This window comes from Streptomyces albiflavescens (genome assembly GCF_014645835.1).
Classification (GTDB): Bacteria; Actinomycetota; Actinomycetes; order Streptomycetales; family Streptomycetaceae; genus Streptomyces; species Streptomyces albiflavescens.
The window spans coordinates 25,032-40,289 of record NZ_BMMM01000034.1; the positions used below are offsets into that span (position 1 = coordinate 25,032).

Genomic DNA, 15,258 nt, shown 5'->3' on the forward strand with positions numbered 1-15,258 from the left:
GACCGGGGCAGTGGCGCCACCGTAGAATTTGCTTACTTTCCGTGTCAAAATGATTACTCCAAGTGCTGGATTCGTCGGGCGGTGCTTCAACGCCGACCCAAGTCGGCCAGGACGGTGCACCGGCCGGGTCGATCAGGACGGGGACATGGCCCCGACGCCCGCCGGGTCCGGGACGTGGTGCGGATGCAGCACTTCGAGGTCGGGCAGGGCCCAGCAGGTGGCGCCCATGTCCCGGGCCATCGCGGCCAGGCCCTCGGTCTCGATGAGGTGCTGGTACGGGAAACACGGGAAGGCCAGGCCGTCACGGTGGAGGTCGGCGCGTACCAGCAGTGCCGTGCCACCCACGGAGTCGACGCGGACCAGCCCCTGTCCGCGCAACCCGTCGAGGTAGGTCCGGCCGAACCCTTTGGGGGGCTGCAGGATGCCGTCGCGAAGCCATTGGGACCAGTTGAGCGTGCCGGCCCTAGGGTGAAGGACGAACGTGTTGAGGTCGTACGTGGGTCCGCCCGCCGTGGTGGCACAGTGCGGGACGACGATGTGCTTGCGCGCTCCGAGGAGACGCTGGATCAGGTCGGCCGGATAGTCGGTGACGTCGACATCGAGCCACAGCACCCACTCCTCGTCGGCAAGGGCCCGGGAGAGCAGATGGTTGCGGGCCCTGGCCAGCACCGACCGGCGTCGGCGCTGAACGCCCTGCTCCCAACGGGGGCCCTCCAACTGCAGGCCGAAGTCGCGGTGCACCAGGGTGACCCGCCGGTACTCTGCCTCGAGGCCGGGCAGGACCTGTTGGAGCAGTTCTCGTGTCGTGTCCCTGCTGTCGCCCTCCAGCAGGCCCAGGGAGATCGCCTCGCGCGGGTAGTCCAGGGCGCGAAGGCTCTCCAGATAGCGGGGCAGGAATGCGGCCGCGTCCTTGACGGGGGTGAGCACCAGCACCCGTGGCCGCTCGCTTGCCGGGCCCGGGGCCGGCTCTACGGCCGTCTGCGGTCCTTGGACGCAGGCCAGGGCGGCGGGGCCCATCTCGGCGTGGGCGATGTCCTTCGGCTCGATCGGCATCCGGGTCGCCATGGCCTGCAATCGCTCGGCGTAGGCGCCGGGTTCGGCCCAGATCTCGGTCGCCACGTCGAAGTGCTCCGCGAAATGGGACTCGTCGAACGTATTGCTGCCGTGACACACATAGGTGTACAGCTCGGGCGCGTCGACCGACACCACCCGGCAGCTGCGGACCACCCCTTCCGCCACCGGCGTGTCCTCGCCCCGACGCAGTGCCGGGTAGCGCGGCAGCCGATCCTTGGCGCACAGCATCGACCCCTCCCAGACGCGCGCGCAGGAGATCGCGAGCTTGCGCCGAGCGGGCCACCACAGCCGTTCACGGGCGAGGAAGCAGGCGTCGACTCCCAGCGCAAGAATCGCAGCCATCTGCGTCTCGACCCGCTCCGGGTCATACAGGTCGTCGTCGTCCCACTGGCATACGTAAGGCCCAGTCGCCCGGTCCACCGCCTCGTTGCGCAGCTCGCCCAACGGCCGTCCTTCCGGGGGAAGTCGGTGATGGCGGATCCGCGGGTCGCCCTGCTCGCGGATGTGCCGTTCGAGGGCGTCGTCCGTACCGTCCTCGACGACGACCAGTTCCAGGTTCGGGTAGGTCTGCGCGCGGAAACACCTGATCGCGCGACGGGCCGTCGACGAGCGGTCCTTGGTCACCATCAGGCATGACACCGTCGGCGCGGGCGCACCCGAGGCCCAGCGGCGGCGCTGCGCGTCAAGGCTGAGCATGCCGTCGGCGAGGGGGTGCAGCTCCTGGCTCGCCCAGAACGGGAACCGTTTGCCGACGGAGGTCCGTGGGCCCACGGGGGTGCCTGCCACCCAGCTGCCGGACCAGTGGTGCACGGCGCAGGCACGTTCGTAGTCGGCATTCTGAGGGCCGAACAGTTCTGCCGCGTACGGGCTCACCTCGGGGTAGAGGACCTCCGGACCGAGGACCGTGATCGAGGCAGGATCCGGGACGCAGTCGACCGCTCTGGTGAGGAAGAAGGGGCCTGTGGCGTCCAGCGCACTCGGCGACTTGTGGGAGCCTACCAACTGTTGGTGCACGTGTGCCCAGAAGGGGTGGCCGGGGCGTGACGCGATGAACGCGTTGCCGACGATGCGGCCGAATCCGCGCTGGCGGGCCAGCAGCAGCCGTGTGTGCGCCTCCGGTTCGCAGCCGAGGACGAGTTCGTGCCCGCCCAGGATGTCGTCGACGGGGCTGAGACACTCGAAGTCCAGATCGACGTAGAGCCCGCCGAAATGGTCGAGCAGGAAATAGCGAATCGCGTCGGCCCGCATGATCGCTTCTGGATAGCCATCGTAGACGGGCAGGAACCACGGATAGTGCTCCTGGAGGAATGCGCGATTGTCCGCGTCGGTCCACAAACGGTACCCCCAGCCAGGATGGCGCCGACGCCAAGAGTCGGCCCACGCCTCCCATTCCGGGGGTACATCGGTGTCTTTCCAGGTTTGATGGATCAAGGCGGGAATCTTCTGTTGCATCCGCATTGGGACAGTATGCCGATTCGTTGGAACGAGGGGTTTTCCGGTGGACTGGTCGTCAGAACAATCACCCGCGCGGCCCTCAGCATGGTGCGAGTGCCGGGGGACGACCGCGGCATAATGCTCTCTCGTGCTGCTCTCCGCCTGACCTACCTGACCGTCACCAACGCCTTCGCCGCGCTGCGCCTGCTGCCGATGAGCGACCGCGACAAGGACGTGGAGATCGTCGCCCTACACCACCAGATCACCGTCCTCGAAAGGCAACTGAGCCCCAGCAGAGCCAGGTTCACACCCGAGGACCGGGCCCTCCTCGCTGCGCTCCTGGCACCGCTGCCCTGCGAGGTGCTGCGCCGACTGCGACTGCCGGCCCTCTGCGTCTGCGCTGCCATTTCGACCCCTCCAATATCTGTCGCCTCGGTCACTCGAGCTGCTCGGCTCGCACACCGCCGGCATCCCGTACCCTCTGGCTGCATCAGCGCGTGCAGCCGAAGCCGTTTCTGGAACTGCAGGGGGCTCGTCCCGGTCGCGGACTTGAAGTGGCGGTGCAGGGAGGTGGTGCTCATGTGCGCGATGTCCGCGACCTCCTTGATCCTCAGCGGTTCGGTGAGGTGTGAGCGGATCGAGCCGACGGCCCTACGGACGTACATCAGATTCGAGTCCCCGAGGGCCAGTTGACGCTGCTCTTGCCGAATACCTCATCCATGCAGGTGGGAACGGGTTTCGGTACCAGCCGAGGCCGCTCGAGTCGCAGCTATCGCGCGGCGGCGGTCGGCGCGGCATGATGATCAGTCGTGCTGCTGAGACTGGCGCACCTGGGCGTGACGAACGCGTTCGCGATGCTGCGGTTGTTGCCGATGACCGACCGTGAGAAAGACGTCGAGATCGCCGCGCTGCGCCTGCTGCCGACCATCGACACTCGCCCGGAGCCTCGGCCGCGCACCCGGACAACCGGCGTGCGGCCGCGACGCCCCCACGTCCTCGCGCGCGGCGGAGTCAGTGACTGGTTCTGCCAAGATTTTCGTGATGCGGTGACGGGGCGTCATGCGAGGAGGACTCGCTTACGCAGGAGTGGAAGGGTCGCGCGTCCATACATCTGTCGTTTGAGCATCTTGATCCGGTTGACGTGTCCTTCGACCGGGCCGCTGCTCCAGGGCAGGGTGAGGCTGGCCAGGACAGCATTCCGGTCGCGTTCGAGTCCGTCAGCGAAGGCATGCAGTTGGGGTAGGTCGTCGGCGCGGACCGCGCAGATCCAGGCGGGGAGGTCGGTGCCGGTGCGGTCGCAGATCATGCGGGCGAAGGCGTGGACGTGGGTGCGCAGTGCGGCCAGTTCGGGGCAGCGGGAGAGGACGTCGTCGAGTTGTTGTTCGTCCACGGCTCGTAAGTGGCCGGGGTGACGAGTGATCCATCTGATGAAGCCCTGGGGTTTGGCGGTGGTGCGGGTGCCGCCTTCGCGGTATCACGCAGTGGGCGCAGGAGGCGGCGGACGGCTTGTGGTGTGCGGCCTGGGTAGCCCTGGGCCTGGATCTCGCGGAAGAGGGCGGAGGCGTTGGTGCAGCCCTGGTTCCAGCGGCTGATCAGGTAGGGCCGGTAAACGTGCAGCCGGGTGGTGCGGATGGCGCGGTCGGCGAGGGCTTCGGGGTTCTCGCAGCATGCGTAGCGGTGGGCTGTGTGGCGGGCCAGTCCGAGTTCCCGTCCGATGGCGCTGATCGTCCATCCCTGGGCAAGCAGGTCCTGGACGGCCCGGTAGCGCTCCCGGGTACGTGTGACCAGCCACTTCTCGGCGCCGGTGTCCGGGTTGAAGGCGGGGTCGGGCGCCTTTGCCAGCGTGGGCTCGGACTGCTTGGGCGGTGGTGGTGTCAGGCAGGACCGGTGAGCCCTCCGACCCGCCCCAGGCGCGACCGCTTCCGACCGAGCAGGTCGAGCCTCCGCCACGCGAGTGACACATCTCCGCCGCGCTCCGCCCCCTGAAAACCCCACATGCCTGCGCCACGGCTACCAGCCGTCGCGCAGGCATGTCCTGTTTCCGCAGGCGAGAGGCGCAGTACCTGGACTGCCACCGCCTCACCCCCTCATCGAGCCGATCACGAGGCTCGAGGCCCCAGAAACGACGAAATACCGGTGAGTCACATGACTCGACCGGTAATTCGTGAACGCTTCAGGACGATCTCGTGAACGTCCCAGCGAGTCGGTTCGGTTGTGTCCGAGGGGGGACTTGACCATCAACGATACGGTCCTTGTCGCGCAAGGGCAGCTTGAGCTGCAGGATGCGCCGGGTGGCCCCGCTGCTTCCCGTGGCAATCGACCCGCGCCCATCGCTGCGTGGTAAGGCTCCAGGAACCTACCAATCCCATTTCACCGCTCTCCCAACACACCAGCCCGCTGCTCTCCTGCCCCGGGCTCGCTCGATACTTGCTGATCAAGCCGGAACGGGTGTCTTTGCATGATCGCGATTGGTCCGGTTCACACATGACGTAGCGGCATGTCCCTTGGGCGGTTGGCAAGCAGCGCAGGCACCGGCCTGATGGTCACGTATGTGTCGAATCCGCTGACCACCGAGCGAGCCCGTGCCGCCCCGCGTCACCCCCCGTGCCCGATGCTCGAAAGCCTTCCGCCCTGCGCGGATGATTAATCGGCACCCGCAGGTTGGACAACACCGCTGACGGTTCTTCACGTTCACCTCGGACGTCCGCTGATCACGCCGGACTCACTCGGACGGGCAACCGAAGTCCCATTCAAGATCGCGATTCTCCGCAAAGTCGAGAGGTCACGGACGTCCGCCCGAACCGGCCGGGCCCCAGCCGCGTGGAAGACTGTCGGAACACGCCTGGTATTCAAGGGATTTGGGGGCACCGGATGCTGGGGCAACTGCGCGGGACGTCGCCGCGCGCCGTCGGACCGTATGTGATGCTGGCCCGGCTGGGGGCGGGTGGCATGGGCGAGGTCCTCCTGGCCCGCTCAGAGCGGCTCGTCGCCGGATACGGCCCGGCGGACCTCGTGGCCGTGAAGGTGATCCGCAACGAGGTGGCCCGGGAAGAGGACTATCTGCAGCGCTTCGCGCGGGAGGCGGCGGTCGCGGCGTCGGTGAACAGTCCGTGCGTGGCGCGCCTGATGGACAGCAACGTGGCTCAGGAACTGCCGTGGATAGCCACGGAGTTCGTGATCGGGCCGACGCTTGCCCAGGCGGTGCGGCGGCACGGCCCCCTGCCGCTCGGGGCGCTCGCTCGGCTCGGCGAGGGCATGGCCCGCGCACTGGTGGCGGTGCACGCCGCAGGCGCGACGCACCGCGACCTGAAGCCGGCGAACGTGCTGCTCGGCGCGGACGGGCCGCGGCTGATCGACTTCGGCGTGGCCCGGACCCGTACGGCCACGACCCTGACGTCGACAGGACGCATGGTCGGCACCCCTGCCTACATGTCACCGGAACACATCGCCGGTGGCCGGCACGTGGTGGCGGCCTCCGATGCGTTCTGCCTGGCCTCGGTCCTGGCGTACGCGGCGACGGGCCGGGACCTGTTCGGGGACGGGCCGGTCGCCGCGGTGCTGTTCCGGGTGTCGGAAGCCGATGCCCCACTCGACGAGCTGCCCGCCGAGTTGGTGCCGCTGGTCACGGCGTGCCTGGCGAAGGACCCGGCGTCGCGGCCGACCGCGAACGAGCTCGTGGAGCGGTTCGCCGCGCTGCGTGCGGCGCACGGCGATGAGGGGAATGGCACCGGGGCGGGCTGGCCGGCCCCCGTGGCCCGGGACATCGAGGACGGGCACCGCGACGTGATGGCGCTGTGCGCGAGCGGGGCGCCGCTGCTGCCGCTGCCGAAGGCGCCCACCGCCCAGGAGCCGTCCGCCGGACGGCCGCTCGGCGCGGGCACCCTGGCCCCGCACCAGTTCCCGACGATGGGCCCCACGCCGCCCGCGCCCGCCGCGCCCCCGGCACCCCGCCGCCGGGGGCGGCTCCGGGCGCTCGCCGTGGTCGCGGCGGTGGCTGTCGCAGGGGCAGGTGTGGGCGCGTATCTGGCATTGCGCGGCGCGGACGGCGGGAACGGGTCCGGGGCCGGCGGCGCCGCACCGACCCCGACGACGACCCTGACACCCGCCCAACTCGTGGCCCAGGCAGGGGTCGACGGGTCCGGCACGGTCGACCGCAGCGGTTACGTGCCGCAGTTCGCCGCGCAGCGGGCCCCAGGCTGGAAGCCCTGGCGGGGGCGGCTAGGTGACGCGCGCATGAACTGCGCCGCGGACACCCGGGCCATCGTGTGCCTGCTGACCAACGGCACGTACGAGGCGGTGTCGACGGCCGACGGGCACCGGCTGTGGACGTCCGGCAGCCCGTCCGCCGCCGAGGAAGGCGTCTCTGAGGCCTATCTCGGGCCCGGCAGCGGCACGCTGTTCATGCCGGGTGACTCGCTGGCCCCACAAGTGAGGGGTGGGCACGCCCTGATCGCGTCGGACGGCGAGTTGCAGCTGCGCGACTCGCGCACCGGTGACGTGCGATGGCGGGCCCGGCCCCCGGCGGGACGGGGGAAGTTCAGCGCACAGCCCTTGCTGGCCGACAACACGGTCATCGCCACCCTGGAGGGCAAGTCACTCAGCCAGGAGCCGAAAGGCGCCTCGATGCGCGCGTACGACGCCACCGACGGCAGCGCCCAGTGGGACGTGACACTCAACGAGAACGACGATCCGAGCCACGCCGAGGAAGGTCTGTACGCTGCCCGGGCCCTGATCGACGGCGTGGTGTACGCGCGCACCCCGGACAGCCTCGTCGCGGTCGACGTCCACAAGGGAGTCGTCCTTGGCCGCGCTTCCCCGACGACGGCCACCGGCTGCCGCACCGTGTCCTCGGGCGGCGGCACGATCCAGTGCGACGGCACGGTGACCGAAGGGCCGGGCCCGGAAGGGGAGGAGGTCGAGGTCCGGGTCGACCGCTACGCACCTCGCACCCTCGAGCCTGTGGGCCACTACTCGTACCGGCTCGACCAGAAGACCACCCGTACCGATGTCACCGTCACGGCGACCAACAGCACGTACTCCATCGCCCGGCGCAGCGACGACGGCAGCGACACCGGCGCCATCGTTCTGACGGATCTGCGCACCGGCAAGGAGACGCAGACTCTGAAGTCTCCCGTGGCGGGGCCGAGCGTGTCCGCCCCGCTCCTGGCCGACGGGCGCGCGGTGTTCGCCGACAACCACTCCCTGTACGTGGCGCCCCTGGACGAGAAGAGGGCGCGCCTCGGCAAGCCGCGCGCCGTCCCACTGCCCGGCGCGCCCGGTGACCGCAGCGAACCCCAGGACGACGGGAACGGGATCGTCATTCGGGACCAGATCCGGCCGCCGCTGGTCCTGATGCTGGGCGGTGTGGCCCACGTGGTCTTCGACCGCGGCGCGATCTCGTCGGTGAGGCTACCGTGAGCGATACGCGTACCCGAGACGAGCAGTCGCCGTGCTGACCCCCTGGCAGGGACCGATCCGACGCGTCGGCCCGTACCGGCTCATCGGCCGGATCGGCGCGGGCGGCATGGGCGAGGTGTTCCTGGGACGCCGGGAGATCGCGGGCGGAGTGGTGGCGGGACCGCTCGTCGCGGTGAAGACCGTGAAGGCTCTGGCCGACGAGATCGACACCGACGGCGGCTTCCGGGCGCGCTTCCGCCGCGAGATTGACGCGGCGCGCGCGGTGACGGGGCCGCACACCGCCGCGCTCCTCGACGGCGACGCCGACGCTCCACTCCCTTGGTTGGCAACGGAGTACATCGCCGGACCCGCGCTGTCCGACGCGGTGGCCAGATGCGGCCGGCTGCCGGTGCCCGCCATACGCGCGCTGGGCGCGGGGCTCGCCCGGGCACTCGGCGCGGTGCACACCGCGCGCATCCTGCATCGCGACCTCAAGCCCGGCAATGTGCTGCTTACCGCCGACGGACCGCGCCTGATCGACTTCGGCATCGCGCAGGCCTTCGACGCGACGGCTCTCACCGCGACGGGCCTGCTGATCGGCACGCCGGGCTACATGTCCCCCGAGCATCTGACCGGCAGCAACGCGCTGGTGCCCGCCTCGGACGTGTTCTGCCTGGGCGCGGTACTGTGCTTCGCCGCGACGGGCCGCGGCCCTTTCGACGACGAGGAACCGGCGTCGGTCCTGTACCGCATCGCGTCCGGCGCGGCGGACCTGTCGGAGCTACCACCGCTGCTGCACGACGTGGTCACGCGCTGCCTCCGGCCCGACCCGGCGGCGCGCCCGACGGCCGCGGAACTAGCGGCGGAGCTGTCCGCCGCCCCCGCCGGACCACACTGGCCCGCACCCTACCTCTCCCTCCTCGCCGCCCACCACGAAGCCGTGGAACGGTGCGAACAGGCAGCGGGCACTGTCCCGTTGGAGCAGGCAGCGACCTCCCCGGCGGCTCCCGCGCCCGCCCTCGTCGTGCCGCCCTCGCCGACGGCGGTCTCCGGGCGCCCTGTGCCACCACCGCCTCTGGCACCGCCCACCACTCGGCGCCGGTGGCCGTGGATCGCGGGGGCCGCGGCCCTGGTCACCGCGCTCGCCGTCACGCTGGCCGTGCTGCTGCCCAGCGACGGCACACGCGCCCCGGCACCTGCGGCGGAGGACAAGCCGAAGCAGGAGCAGACCGGCCCGCTCGCCGTGCCGGACGCCGACGCCGCGCACAGCGGCGAGTTCACCGCCGCCGCACTCGACGCGAAGCTGCGCCCTGACGGCTGGCGCCCCTGGGCCCACAGCGTCAAGGGCACGGGAAAGACGGGCGGTTGTGCCGCCGGGGCCGGGCTGCTCGTCTGCGGCGACGGTCACGGCGCGGCCCGCGCCCTCGATCTGGCCAACGGCAAGGAGAAGTGGCGTACGGAGGGTTTCGACGAGAGCTGGACGAACGACGACATCTTCCCGGAGACCCCGTCAGGCGATCCCGCCATCGCCCCCGTCACGGACGGCACCCTCTTCTTCGTGCCCGCGCAGGCCGGCGTCAGCGCCGTGGATGCGGCGACGGGCCTGGTCAAGTGGCGGTACCGGCGTATGGGTTTCACGGGCATGCGCGCGCTCACCTACTCGGACGGCCGACTGTTCGTGGCACACATCGACAACCAGGCGTCCTCCGACACCGAACTCGTCGAAGTACAGGCCCTGCGCACGAGGGACGGCGCCCAGGAGTGGTCGGGCTACCTGCCGGACGCGAACGGCCCCTTGGTCGTCCATGACAAGAAGGTCTATCTGCCGCTGACCGACGGCTCGGTGGCCGCCCTGGACACCACCGGATCCGTGCCCGAGCCGCGGATCCGCGACGACGTCGACTGCTCCGGTCTGCTCGCGCACGACGACACACTGCTGTGCTGGTCGACCCGGCACCGCGGCGTCACCGTCCTCGACCCGGCGACGCTCGCGACCCACCGCACTTTGGCCCCCACGGTCACTCCCGCCGCCGCGCCGGTGGCAGGTGACCGCGACATCCTCGTCGTACGGGATGCGAGCGGACACTTGAAGGGCTTCAACCGGCTTACAGGCAGGCTCCGTTGGGACCGCCTCGCACCGGCCGAGACCGGTGGTCTCGCGCTCGCCGATGGCCGCGTCTTCGCCGTGGGACGACGAGAGCTACGGACTCTCGACGTCACCGACGGCTCCACCTCCGGGTCCGTGCGCCTGCCCACGCCCGCGGGCCTGCGCCTGGACCTCGGACCGCTCGCCGAGCCGCTCTGCCTGGGCGGCGTCCTCTACCTCACGACGCAGAGCGGTTTCACGGGCTCGGTCGCCGCACCCGGCGCCCCGGGACACCGTCGGGGCATCGCTGCCCGAGTGATCGGTGAGGTCGATGTTCGTTGTGGTGGTCGGCGTACTCGTCGACGACGAGGCGCAGATGTCGTTCGCCCGTGATCAGGATTCGGTCGGTGGCCTCGCGTCGGCAGGATCCCACCCAGCGCTCGGCGATCGCGTTCATCCGGGGCACGCCCGGAAGGATGAGCACCACCCGGGCGCCGGCACGTAGACACGGTTTTCCTGCGGCGCCTGTTCGTCCTGTTCTTCATCGAGCACGGCACCCGTCGCTTCCACATCGCCAGTGTCACCCGGCACGTCACCGCCGCGTGGGCCACCCAGTGCGCCCGAAACCTCCTCATGGGTCTGGACGACACGCGCACCATCGGCATCCGGTACCTGATCCGCGACAACGCCGGCTACTTCACTGAGGGCTTCGACGCGGTCTTCAACGCTATGTCGGCGCGCCCGAACCACCCGCCATCGATGCCTCATCCCGTGCCATCCGGCGCGAACGCCTCGGTGGCCTCATCCACGAATACGCGCAGGTCGCATAGGGTGACGGTGTTGTCGGCACACACACGGTCCGCGGGGCCGAGCCGCAGTGCCTCCGTGATCCGGTCGGACATCCAGGGAATGTAGTGTCGGCCGTAGACCCAGTGCTCGTCGTATTCGGCTGCCAACTCCTCTTAGTGCCCTCGCGCATCGCGCCCCTCCACGATCCCCCTAGCGTGTCGCCGGTTGTGCCGGATAGGGCACAGGACAGGCTATCGAGGGTACTTGATCGGCAACAGGCTGTAACAGGACGATGGTTGGCTGTTGTTGAACGTCTCTGCCGGGCGCTCTCTTCTGGGCTGGCCAACGGCCCGAGTGACCGCCGCGGCCCGCTCCGTGATCTAGACAAGATCCGGGGCACCAGCGGCCAAGATCGTGGCTTGAAGTTGGACGCCACGATCCCGGCCGTCATAGCGAACGCGGAGACGGGCCGCCTACGGGCGAATTTCCGTGAGCTGAGGGCCCTTCCGTCACCGGGCCCGACGGATGGAGAGCCGGGCTGGCTGCTTTCCCATGAGCCATGAGGGCAAGGAAGCGGGGTCCTTGCCAGCCGTCTGAGCCTGCCTCAAACGGCGCCCGCCGGCACCACACATTCTCAGCCGTTACGACGCGCCCGGCTGGCCCACTCAGCCGCCGGGGCTCTCGGGCGAGCCCCCCTCGCGGTCCGTCCGGCAGGAATCCGGCAGTTGGCTCAGGGTGACGTGAGACAACTCATGGGATGGATCACGCCACTTCACGCTGTACTGCGTTGCGCCCGCAACGCGTGATACGAGAGCATGTTCGAAGCACTGTGAGACGTGCGTGACACGCGGGAACTGCGTGAGGTGTAGAGGCGCCGTAACGGTCGAACGCGTGAACTGCTGCGGCACGCGAGGACGATTGACACGGGGGTGGGTGGATGAAGTTCGACATGGGGTCGTCGACCCTGGCGGATCTCGGCAAGAGCACGATCGGGTCGACTGAGGACCTGGGCACGCTGATCCGGTGGCTGGTGCAGGCGGCGGAGCCGCTGGAGGGGAAGTTCAACGGGGCGGGCAAGGCCGCGTTCGACTCGTTCAAGGCGCACACGGACGAGATCACGAACGCGCTGAACGGGTCGTTGGGCGCGATCCTGGGCGGCCAGTCCGGCATGGACACCGCGTTCGGCTCCGGTGACCTGGAGCAGGAGGACAACGCCCACCAAAACATGGGCCAGTCCAACTTCGACGCCGCCCGCTTCGGCGCCCGATAAGCAAACACAGGGGGAGCTTGACCATGGGGCAGAACCAGGACCGCCGCTCGTACGACACCGGCGCCTCCACCGAGGTGCAGGGCAGCCTGCAGGGCATCATCGGCCAGCTGGAGCGCGTGCTCGGGGATCGCGATCGCGCGGTACAGGCCGCGATGGCCGACTTCATGGCCGACGGCGTCGCCGACGAGTACCACGGCAAGGAAAAGCGCTGGAACCACGCAGCGAACGAGGTGCGCGACATCATCCGCCTCGTGCGCACCACGCTGGAGCAGAACGACGGGACCGCCCAGTCGACCATGGCCAAGGCACGGGCGGCCGTCGACAACATCGGCTGAGTCCAGCGGCTACGGGGCACCAGGCCGCGGCGAGCGGCACTACGGCGTACGGGATTACGGGGGCTTTACGTGACGGCTTGGGATATCTCTCCCTCGGGGGTGCAGGGCGTCCTCACCAACACCGCTACGGCGGCCGAAGGGTTGTCGAACACCGGCAAGGCGTTGGAGAAGACCGTTCCGAGCGCAGCGAAGTCGGCGGGCACCATCGAAAAGGGCGGCGTGGAGAAGAGTGGCACCCAGGGGCCGGTGGCGGCGGCGCTGGGTGAGTTCTTCAACGCCTACCAGAAGGACCTGCTGTACGTGGCGGAACGTACGTCTAACTCGATGACCGGAGCCGCCACAGCCACCAACTACTACGTCACAGGCGACCTGGAGATGGCTGCGAAGGCCCAGCAGGAAGCGCTCAAGGAGCCAAAGATCGACCTGCCCGGGGCGGGCGGGAAGCAGGGCGCGAAGTGAGCAGCCCGGACCTGATAGACCCGTCGGGCATTCCCCAGTTCACTGGTGATCTCGAGCAGTTAGGCCTGGACGCGGTCACCCTGGGCGCCGAGGCGTCCATCTTCCGGCTGTCCGGGGCGAACGTCCATTCCACGTTCCAGGGGCTGTCGGCGTTCTACGCGGCGCCGGAGGCGGACCAGTTGTTCGCCACCACCGCTCCCGTGGCTACCAAGTCGGATGCGTTCGCAGACGACTTGGAGAAGGTGGGCGCCGCCTTGAGCGCCTACGAGGAGGAGATCCGGCCGCTCGTGGCCAAGCTCAAGGGCCTCAAAGAGCAGGCCACCACCTTCCGGGCGGACATCGCGGGCGACGACCACTGGCGCGAGGACGACGACAACGTCTCCCTCAACAACGACCTGGTGCACGACGTCAACAACACCACAGCGGCGTTCTGGCAGGCCGAGATCACCTGCCACAACAAGATCACTGCGCTCGTCGGCGGCACCACGCTGATCATTGAGGACGGCGCCTCCAAGCGGTGGCTGAACCGGGACCAGTCCCTGTACGGCTTCACCGCGGATGTCCTCGAGCAGTCCCAGGACCTGCCCTGGGGCAAGACGGTCGAGAAGGAGCGCCACGGGCTGGACTGGCTCGGCCACGAGATGGTCGAGTTCGGCAAGGGCTTCGTCATCGACGGCGTGTGGGGCACCATCAAGGGCCTGGGCACGCTCGTCGGTTTCGACGGCCTGGACGCCATGGGCAAGGCCTGGGACGGGCTGGGCAAGCTGGCCACCGGCGTCCTCATCAGCGCCACCCCACTCGGCTACGCCTACTGGATGCTCCCCGACGACAAACTCCCCACCTATCTGAAGGAATCCCGCGACACCGTCATCGAGACCGGAAAGGCGCTGGTCGCCTACGACCAGTGGGGCACGAACCCGGCACGCGCCTCGGGCGCCGTCACCTTCAACGTCCTCACCACCGTCTTCACCGGTGGTGCGGGAGCAGCGGCCAAGGGCGGCGCCGCAGCCCGCACCGTCGCCGTGCTCGGCAAGGCCGGCAAACTCGTCGACCCGATCACGTACATCGGCAAGGCCGCCAAGTTCGGCACGGTCAAGGTCGCCGACCTCTTCACCAGCCTGAAGGGCATCCGCGCCGGCGCGTACACCGACGTCCTCTCCGGCGCGGGCAAGGTCCAAGCCGACGGGGGCATCCTGAAGACCGCCGACAACGTTCCGGTCGTGGTCGGGAACCACATCGAATGGCCCGACGGCACCCGTCTGAACCTCGACGACGGCTCCGTCATCAAGGCGGACGGCACCAAGGCAGCAGCCCACGTCGAGCTGTCCGCCGCCGACCGGGCCATGCTCGAAAACAACCTCGCCCACCGTGAACCGGCCGTGGTCGCCGCGCACGGCGGCGGAGATGACATCGGAGCTGTGGGGCGGACGGGAGATGCGGTGCCCGGCGGGGCGAACAGCCTTCCCCACGAATCGGGCGGCCATGTGCCTGGCGCCGCCGCTCATGATTCGGGACACGCTCCGGCCGCACGTCACGAATCATCTGCCGACTCGGCACGCGGCGCCACCCCCTCCCACGGCGAGGGGCCGACCGGTGACGGCATGGACAGCCCCACAAGTGGGCACAGCCACGGACCTACAAGTGCCGGCCACGACGGACCGACAGGCAGCGGGGATCCGGCCCCGCCGGACGCCGGACACACAGGGCCCGCCGGTATGCCGCGCACCCCCATCGACGAGATTGCCCCGGAGCGGTACAGCAGGGGAACGGAGACTGCCGGTTCGCCCTCCGAGCCGATGCGGCCCGAGCAGGAACCAGGACTCACCGAGGAGCTCAGCCGAGCAAAGATATCCCCGCAGGACCAGGCTCGCGTGATCCGCACCCTGAGCAAGGAGCCGTTCGGTGCCGATGTCGCGGATCTGATCTCTCGTGGGCATCTGAGCGGGGTAAAGAACTACGACGAGATCCTCAAGATGTGCAAGCAGGGCGCCAGCAAGTCCAACAAGAGCATGGTTCCTGCCGCCTACATGGCTTTGAACCAGGCAACAGAACTGCAGAGTCGTGGTTTCTCCCATCTCGCGTTCGAGCTCAAGGACGATGCGACCGGGCTCGATCTGGACGTCACCACGCTCCGCTCCGACGGGACACCGCATTACGGCTACCAACTCAAGGACGTCGACAACATCGAGGGGATCAAGAGCGCGACCAAGAAGGCTGCCACCCAGCTCAAAGGTGGTACGGCCGATGCGAAGATCGCCATCCTGGATGTGCATCAGTCGATCGCGGATCTCAACGCTAAGATGTTCAAGGAAGCCGAGTTTCAGGCCAGGAGAGCAGGGGCCACGTTCCACCTGCGCTTCGTTGACGGATCCGTCACTGTCCCGCCCAACGGCCCCGTTTTCCCGTAAGGAATC

The 15,258-nt window shown here is 69.1% G+C and carries 11 protein-coding genes and 1 pseudogene; 6 read left to right on the forward strand and 6 right to left on the reverse strand.

Annotated features, from left to right (window positions below; translation table 11 throughout):
* Positions 1–132 precede the first annotated feature (132 nt).
* From IEY95_RS47495 to IEY95_RS47515, 4 genes are all read right to left on the reverse strand, one after another.
* On the reverse strand, positions 133–2,532 hold the full coding sequence (locus tag IEY95_RS47495; protein WP_189192568.1) for a glycosyltransferase: 2,400 nt from the start codon (positions 2,530–2,532) through the stop codon (positions 133–135).
* A 143-nt stretch (positions 2,533–2,675) separates the two neighbouring features.
* Positions 2,676–3,173, reverse strand: a complete 498-nt coding sequence (locus tag IEY95_RS50980; RefSeq protein ID WP_373294693.1) for an AraC family transcriptional regulator — start codon at positions 3,171–3,173, stop codon at positions 2,676–2,678.
* Between the two features lie 392 nt (positions 3,174–3,565).
* Positions 3,566–3,898: a transposase gene (locus tag IEY95_RS47510; RefSeq protein ID WP_189192599.1), complete on the reverse strand. Its 333-nt coding sequence runs from the start codon at positions 3,896–3,898 to the stop codon at positions 3,566–3,568.
* A complete protein-coding gene (locus IEY95_RS47515) occupies positions 3,811–4,503 on the reverse strand; it encodes a helix-turn-helix domain-containing protein (protein ID WP_308429434.1) in 693 nt (230 codons plus the stop codon). The genes IEY95_RS47510 and IEY95_RS47515 overlap by 88 nt, the downstream gene beginning before the upstream one ends.
* A gap of 876 nt (positions 4,504–5,379) precedes the next feature.
* Here IEY95_RS47515 and IEY95_RS47520 point away from each other — a divergent pair.
* Both IEY95_RS47520 and IEY95_RS47525 read left to right on the forward strand, forming a co-directional pair.
* Positions 5,380–7,926 carry a serine/threonine-protein kinase gene (locus IEY95_RS47520; protein ID WP_189192570.1) on the forward strand — a complete coding sequence of 849 codons (2,547 nt, stop codon included), beginning with the start codon at positions 5,380–5,382 and terminating at the stop codon, positions 7,924–7,926.
* Between the two features lie 31 nt (positions 7,927–7,957).
* On the forward strand, positions 7,958–10,384 hold the full coding sequence (locus IEY95_RS47525; protein ID WP_189192571.1) for a serine/threonine-protein kinase: 2,427 nt from the start codon (positions 7,958–7,960) through the stop codon (positions 10,382–10,384).
* Here the strand turns inward: IEY95_RS47525 and IEY95_RS50000 are convergent.
* Positions 10,350–10,448 (reverse strand): annotated as a pseudogene (locus IEY95_RS50000) (integrase core domain-containing protein); the annotation flags it as partial. The gene IEY95_RS47525 and the pseudogene IEY95_RS50000 overlap by 35 nt on opposite strands.
* A gap of 307 nt (positions 10,449–10,755) precedes the next feature.
* Positions 10,756–10,893: a hypothetical protein gene (locus IEY95_RS50005; protein WP_229703846.1), complete on the reverse strand. Its 138-nt coding sequence runs from the start codon at positions 10,891–10,893 to the stop codon at positions 10,756–10,758.
* Positions 10,894–11,717: 824 nt separating this feature from the next.
* Here IEY95_RS50005 and IEY95_RS47535 point away from each other — a divergent pair.
* The 4 genes from IEY95_RS47535 to IEY95_RS47550 all read left to right on the forward strand — a co-directional run bounded on the left by IEY95_RS47535 (position 11,718) and on the right by IEY95_RS47550 (position 15,252).
* Positions 11,718–12,050 (forward strand): hypothetical protein, encoded by a 333-nt coding sequence (locus IEY95_RS47535; protein WP_189192572.1) that lies wholly within the window; start codon positions 11,718–11,720, stop codon positions 12,048–12,050.
* A gap of 23 nt (positions 12,051–12,073) precedes the next feature.
* Positions 12,074–12,385, forward strand: a complete 312-nt coding sequence (locus IEY95_RS47540; protein ID WP_189192573.1) for a pore-forming ESAT-6 family protein — start codon at positions 12,074–12,076, stop codon at positions 12,383–12,385.
* 69 nt (positions 12,386–12,454) lie between these two features.
* Positions 12,455–12,844, forward strand: coding sequence for a DUF6507 family protein (locus tag IEY95_RS47545; RefSeq protein WP_189192574.1), 390 nt, complete (start codon positions 12,455–12,457; stop codon positions 12,842–12,844).
* Positions 12,841–15,252, forward strand: a complete 2,412-nt coding sequence (locus IEY95_RS47550) for a hypothetical protein (RefSeq protein WP_189192575.1) — start codon at positions 12,841–12,843, stop codon at positions 15,250–15,252. The genes IEY95_RS47545 and IEY95_RS47550 overlap by 4 nt, the downstream gene beginning before the upstream one ends.
* Positions 15,253–15,258 lie beyond the last annotated feature (6 nt).

What these genes read in the sequence shown, in the direction of transcription:
- IEY95_RS47495 (WP_189192568.1), bottom strand. Translation starts at nt 2,532, where the DNA reads ATGCGGATGCAACAGAAGATTCCCGCCTTGATCCATCAAACCTGGAAA.
- IEY95_RS50980 (WP_373294693.1), bottom strand. Translation starts at nt 3,173, where the DNA reads ATGTACGTCCGTAGGGCCGTCGGCTCGATCCGCTCACACCTCACCGAA.
- IEY95_RS47520 (WP_189192570.1), top strand. Translation starts at nt 5,380, where the DNA reads ATGCTGGGGCAACTGCGCGGGACGTCGCCGCGCGCCGTCGGACCGTAT.
- IEY95_RS50005 (WP_229703846.1), bottom strand. Translation starts at nt 10,893, where the DNA reads ATGTCCGACCGGATCACGGAGGCACTGCGGCTCGGCCCCGCGGACCGT.
- IEY95_RS47535 (WP_189192572.1), top strand. Translation starts at nt 11,718, where the DNA reads ATGAAGTTCGACATGGGGTCGTCGACCCTGGCGGATCTCGGCAAGAGC.
- IEY95_RS47540 (WP_189192573.1), top strand. Translation starts at nt 12,074, where the DNA reads ATGGGGCAGAACCAGGACCGCCGCTCGTACGACACCGGCGCCTCCACC.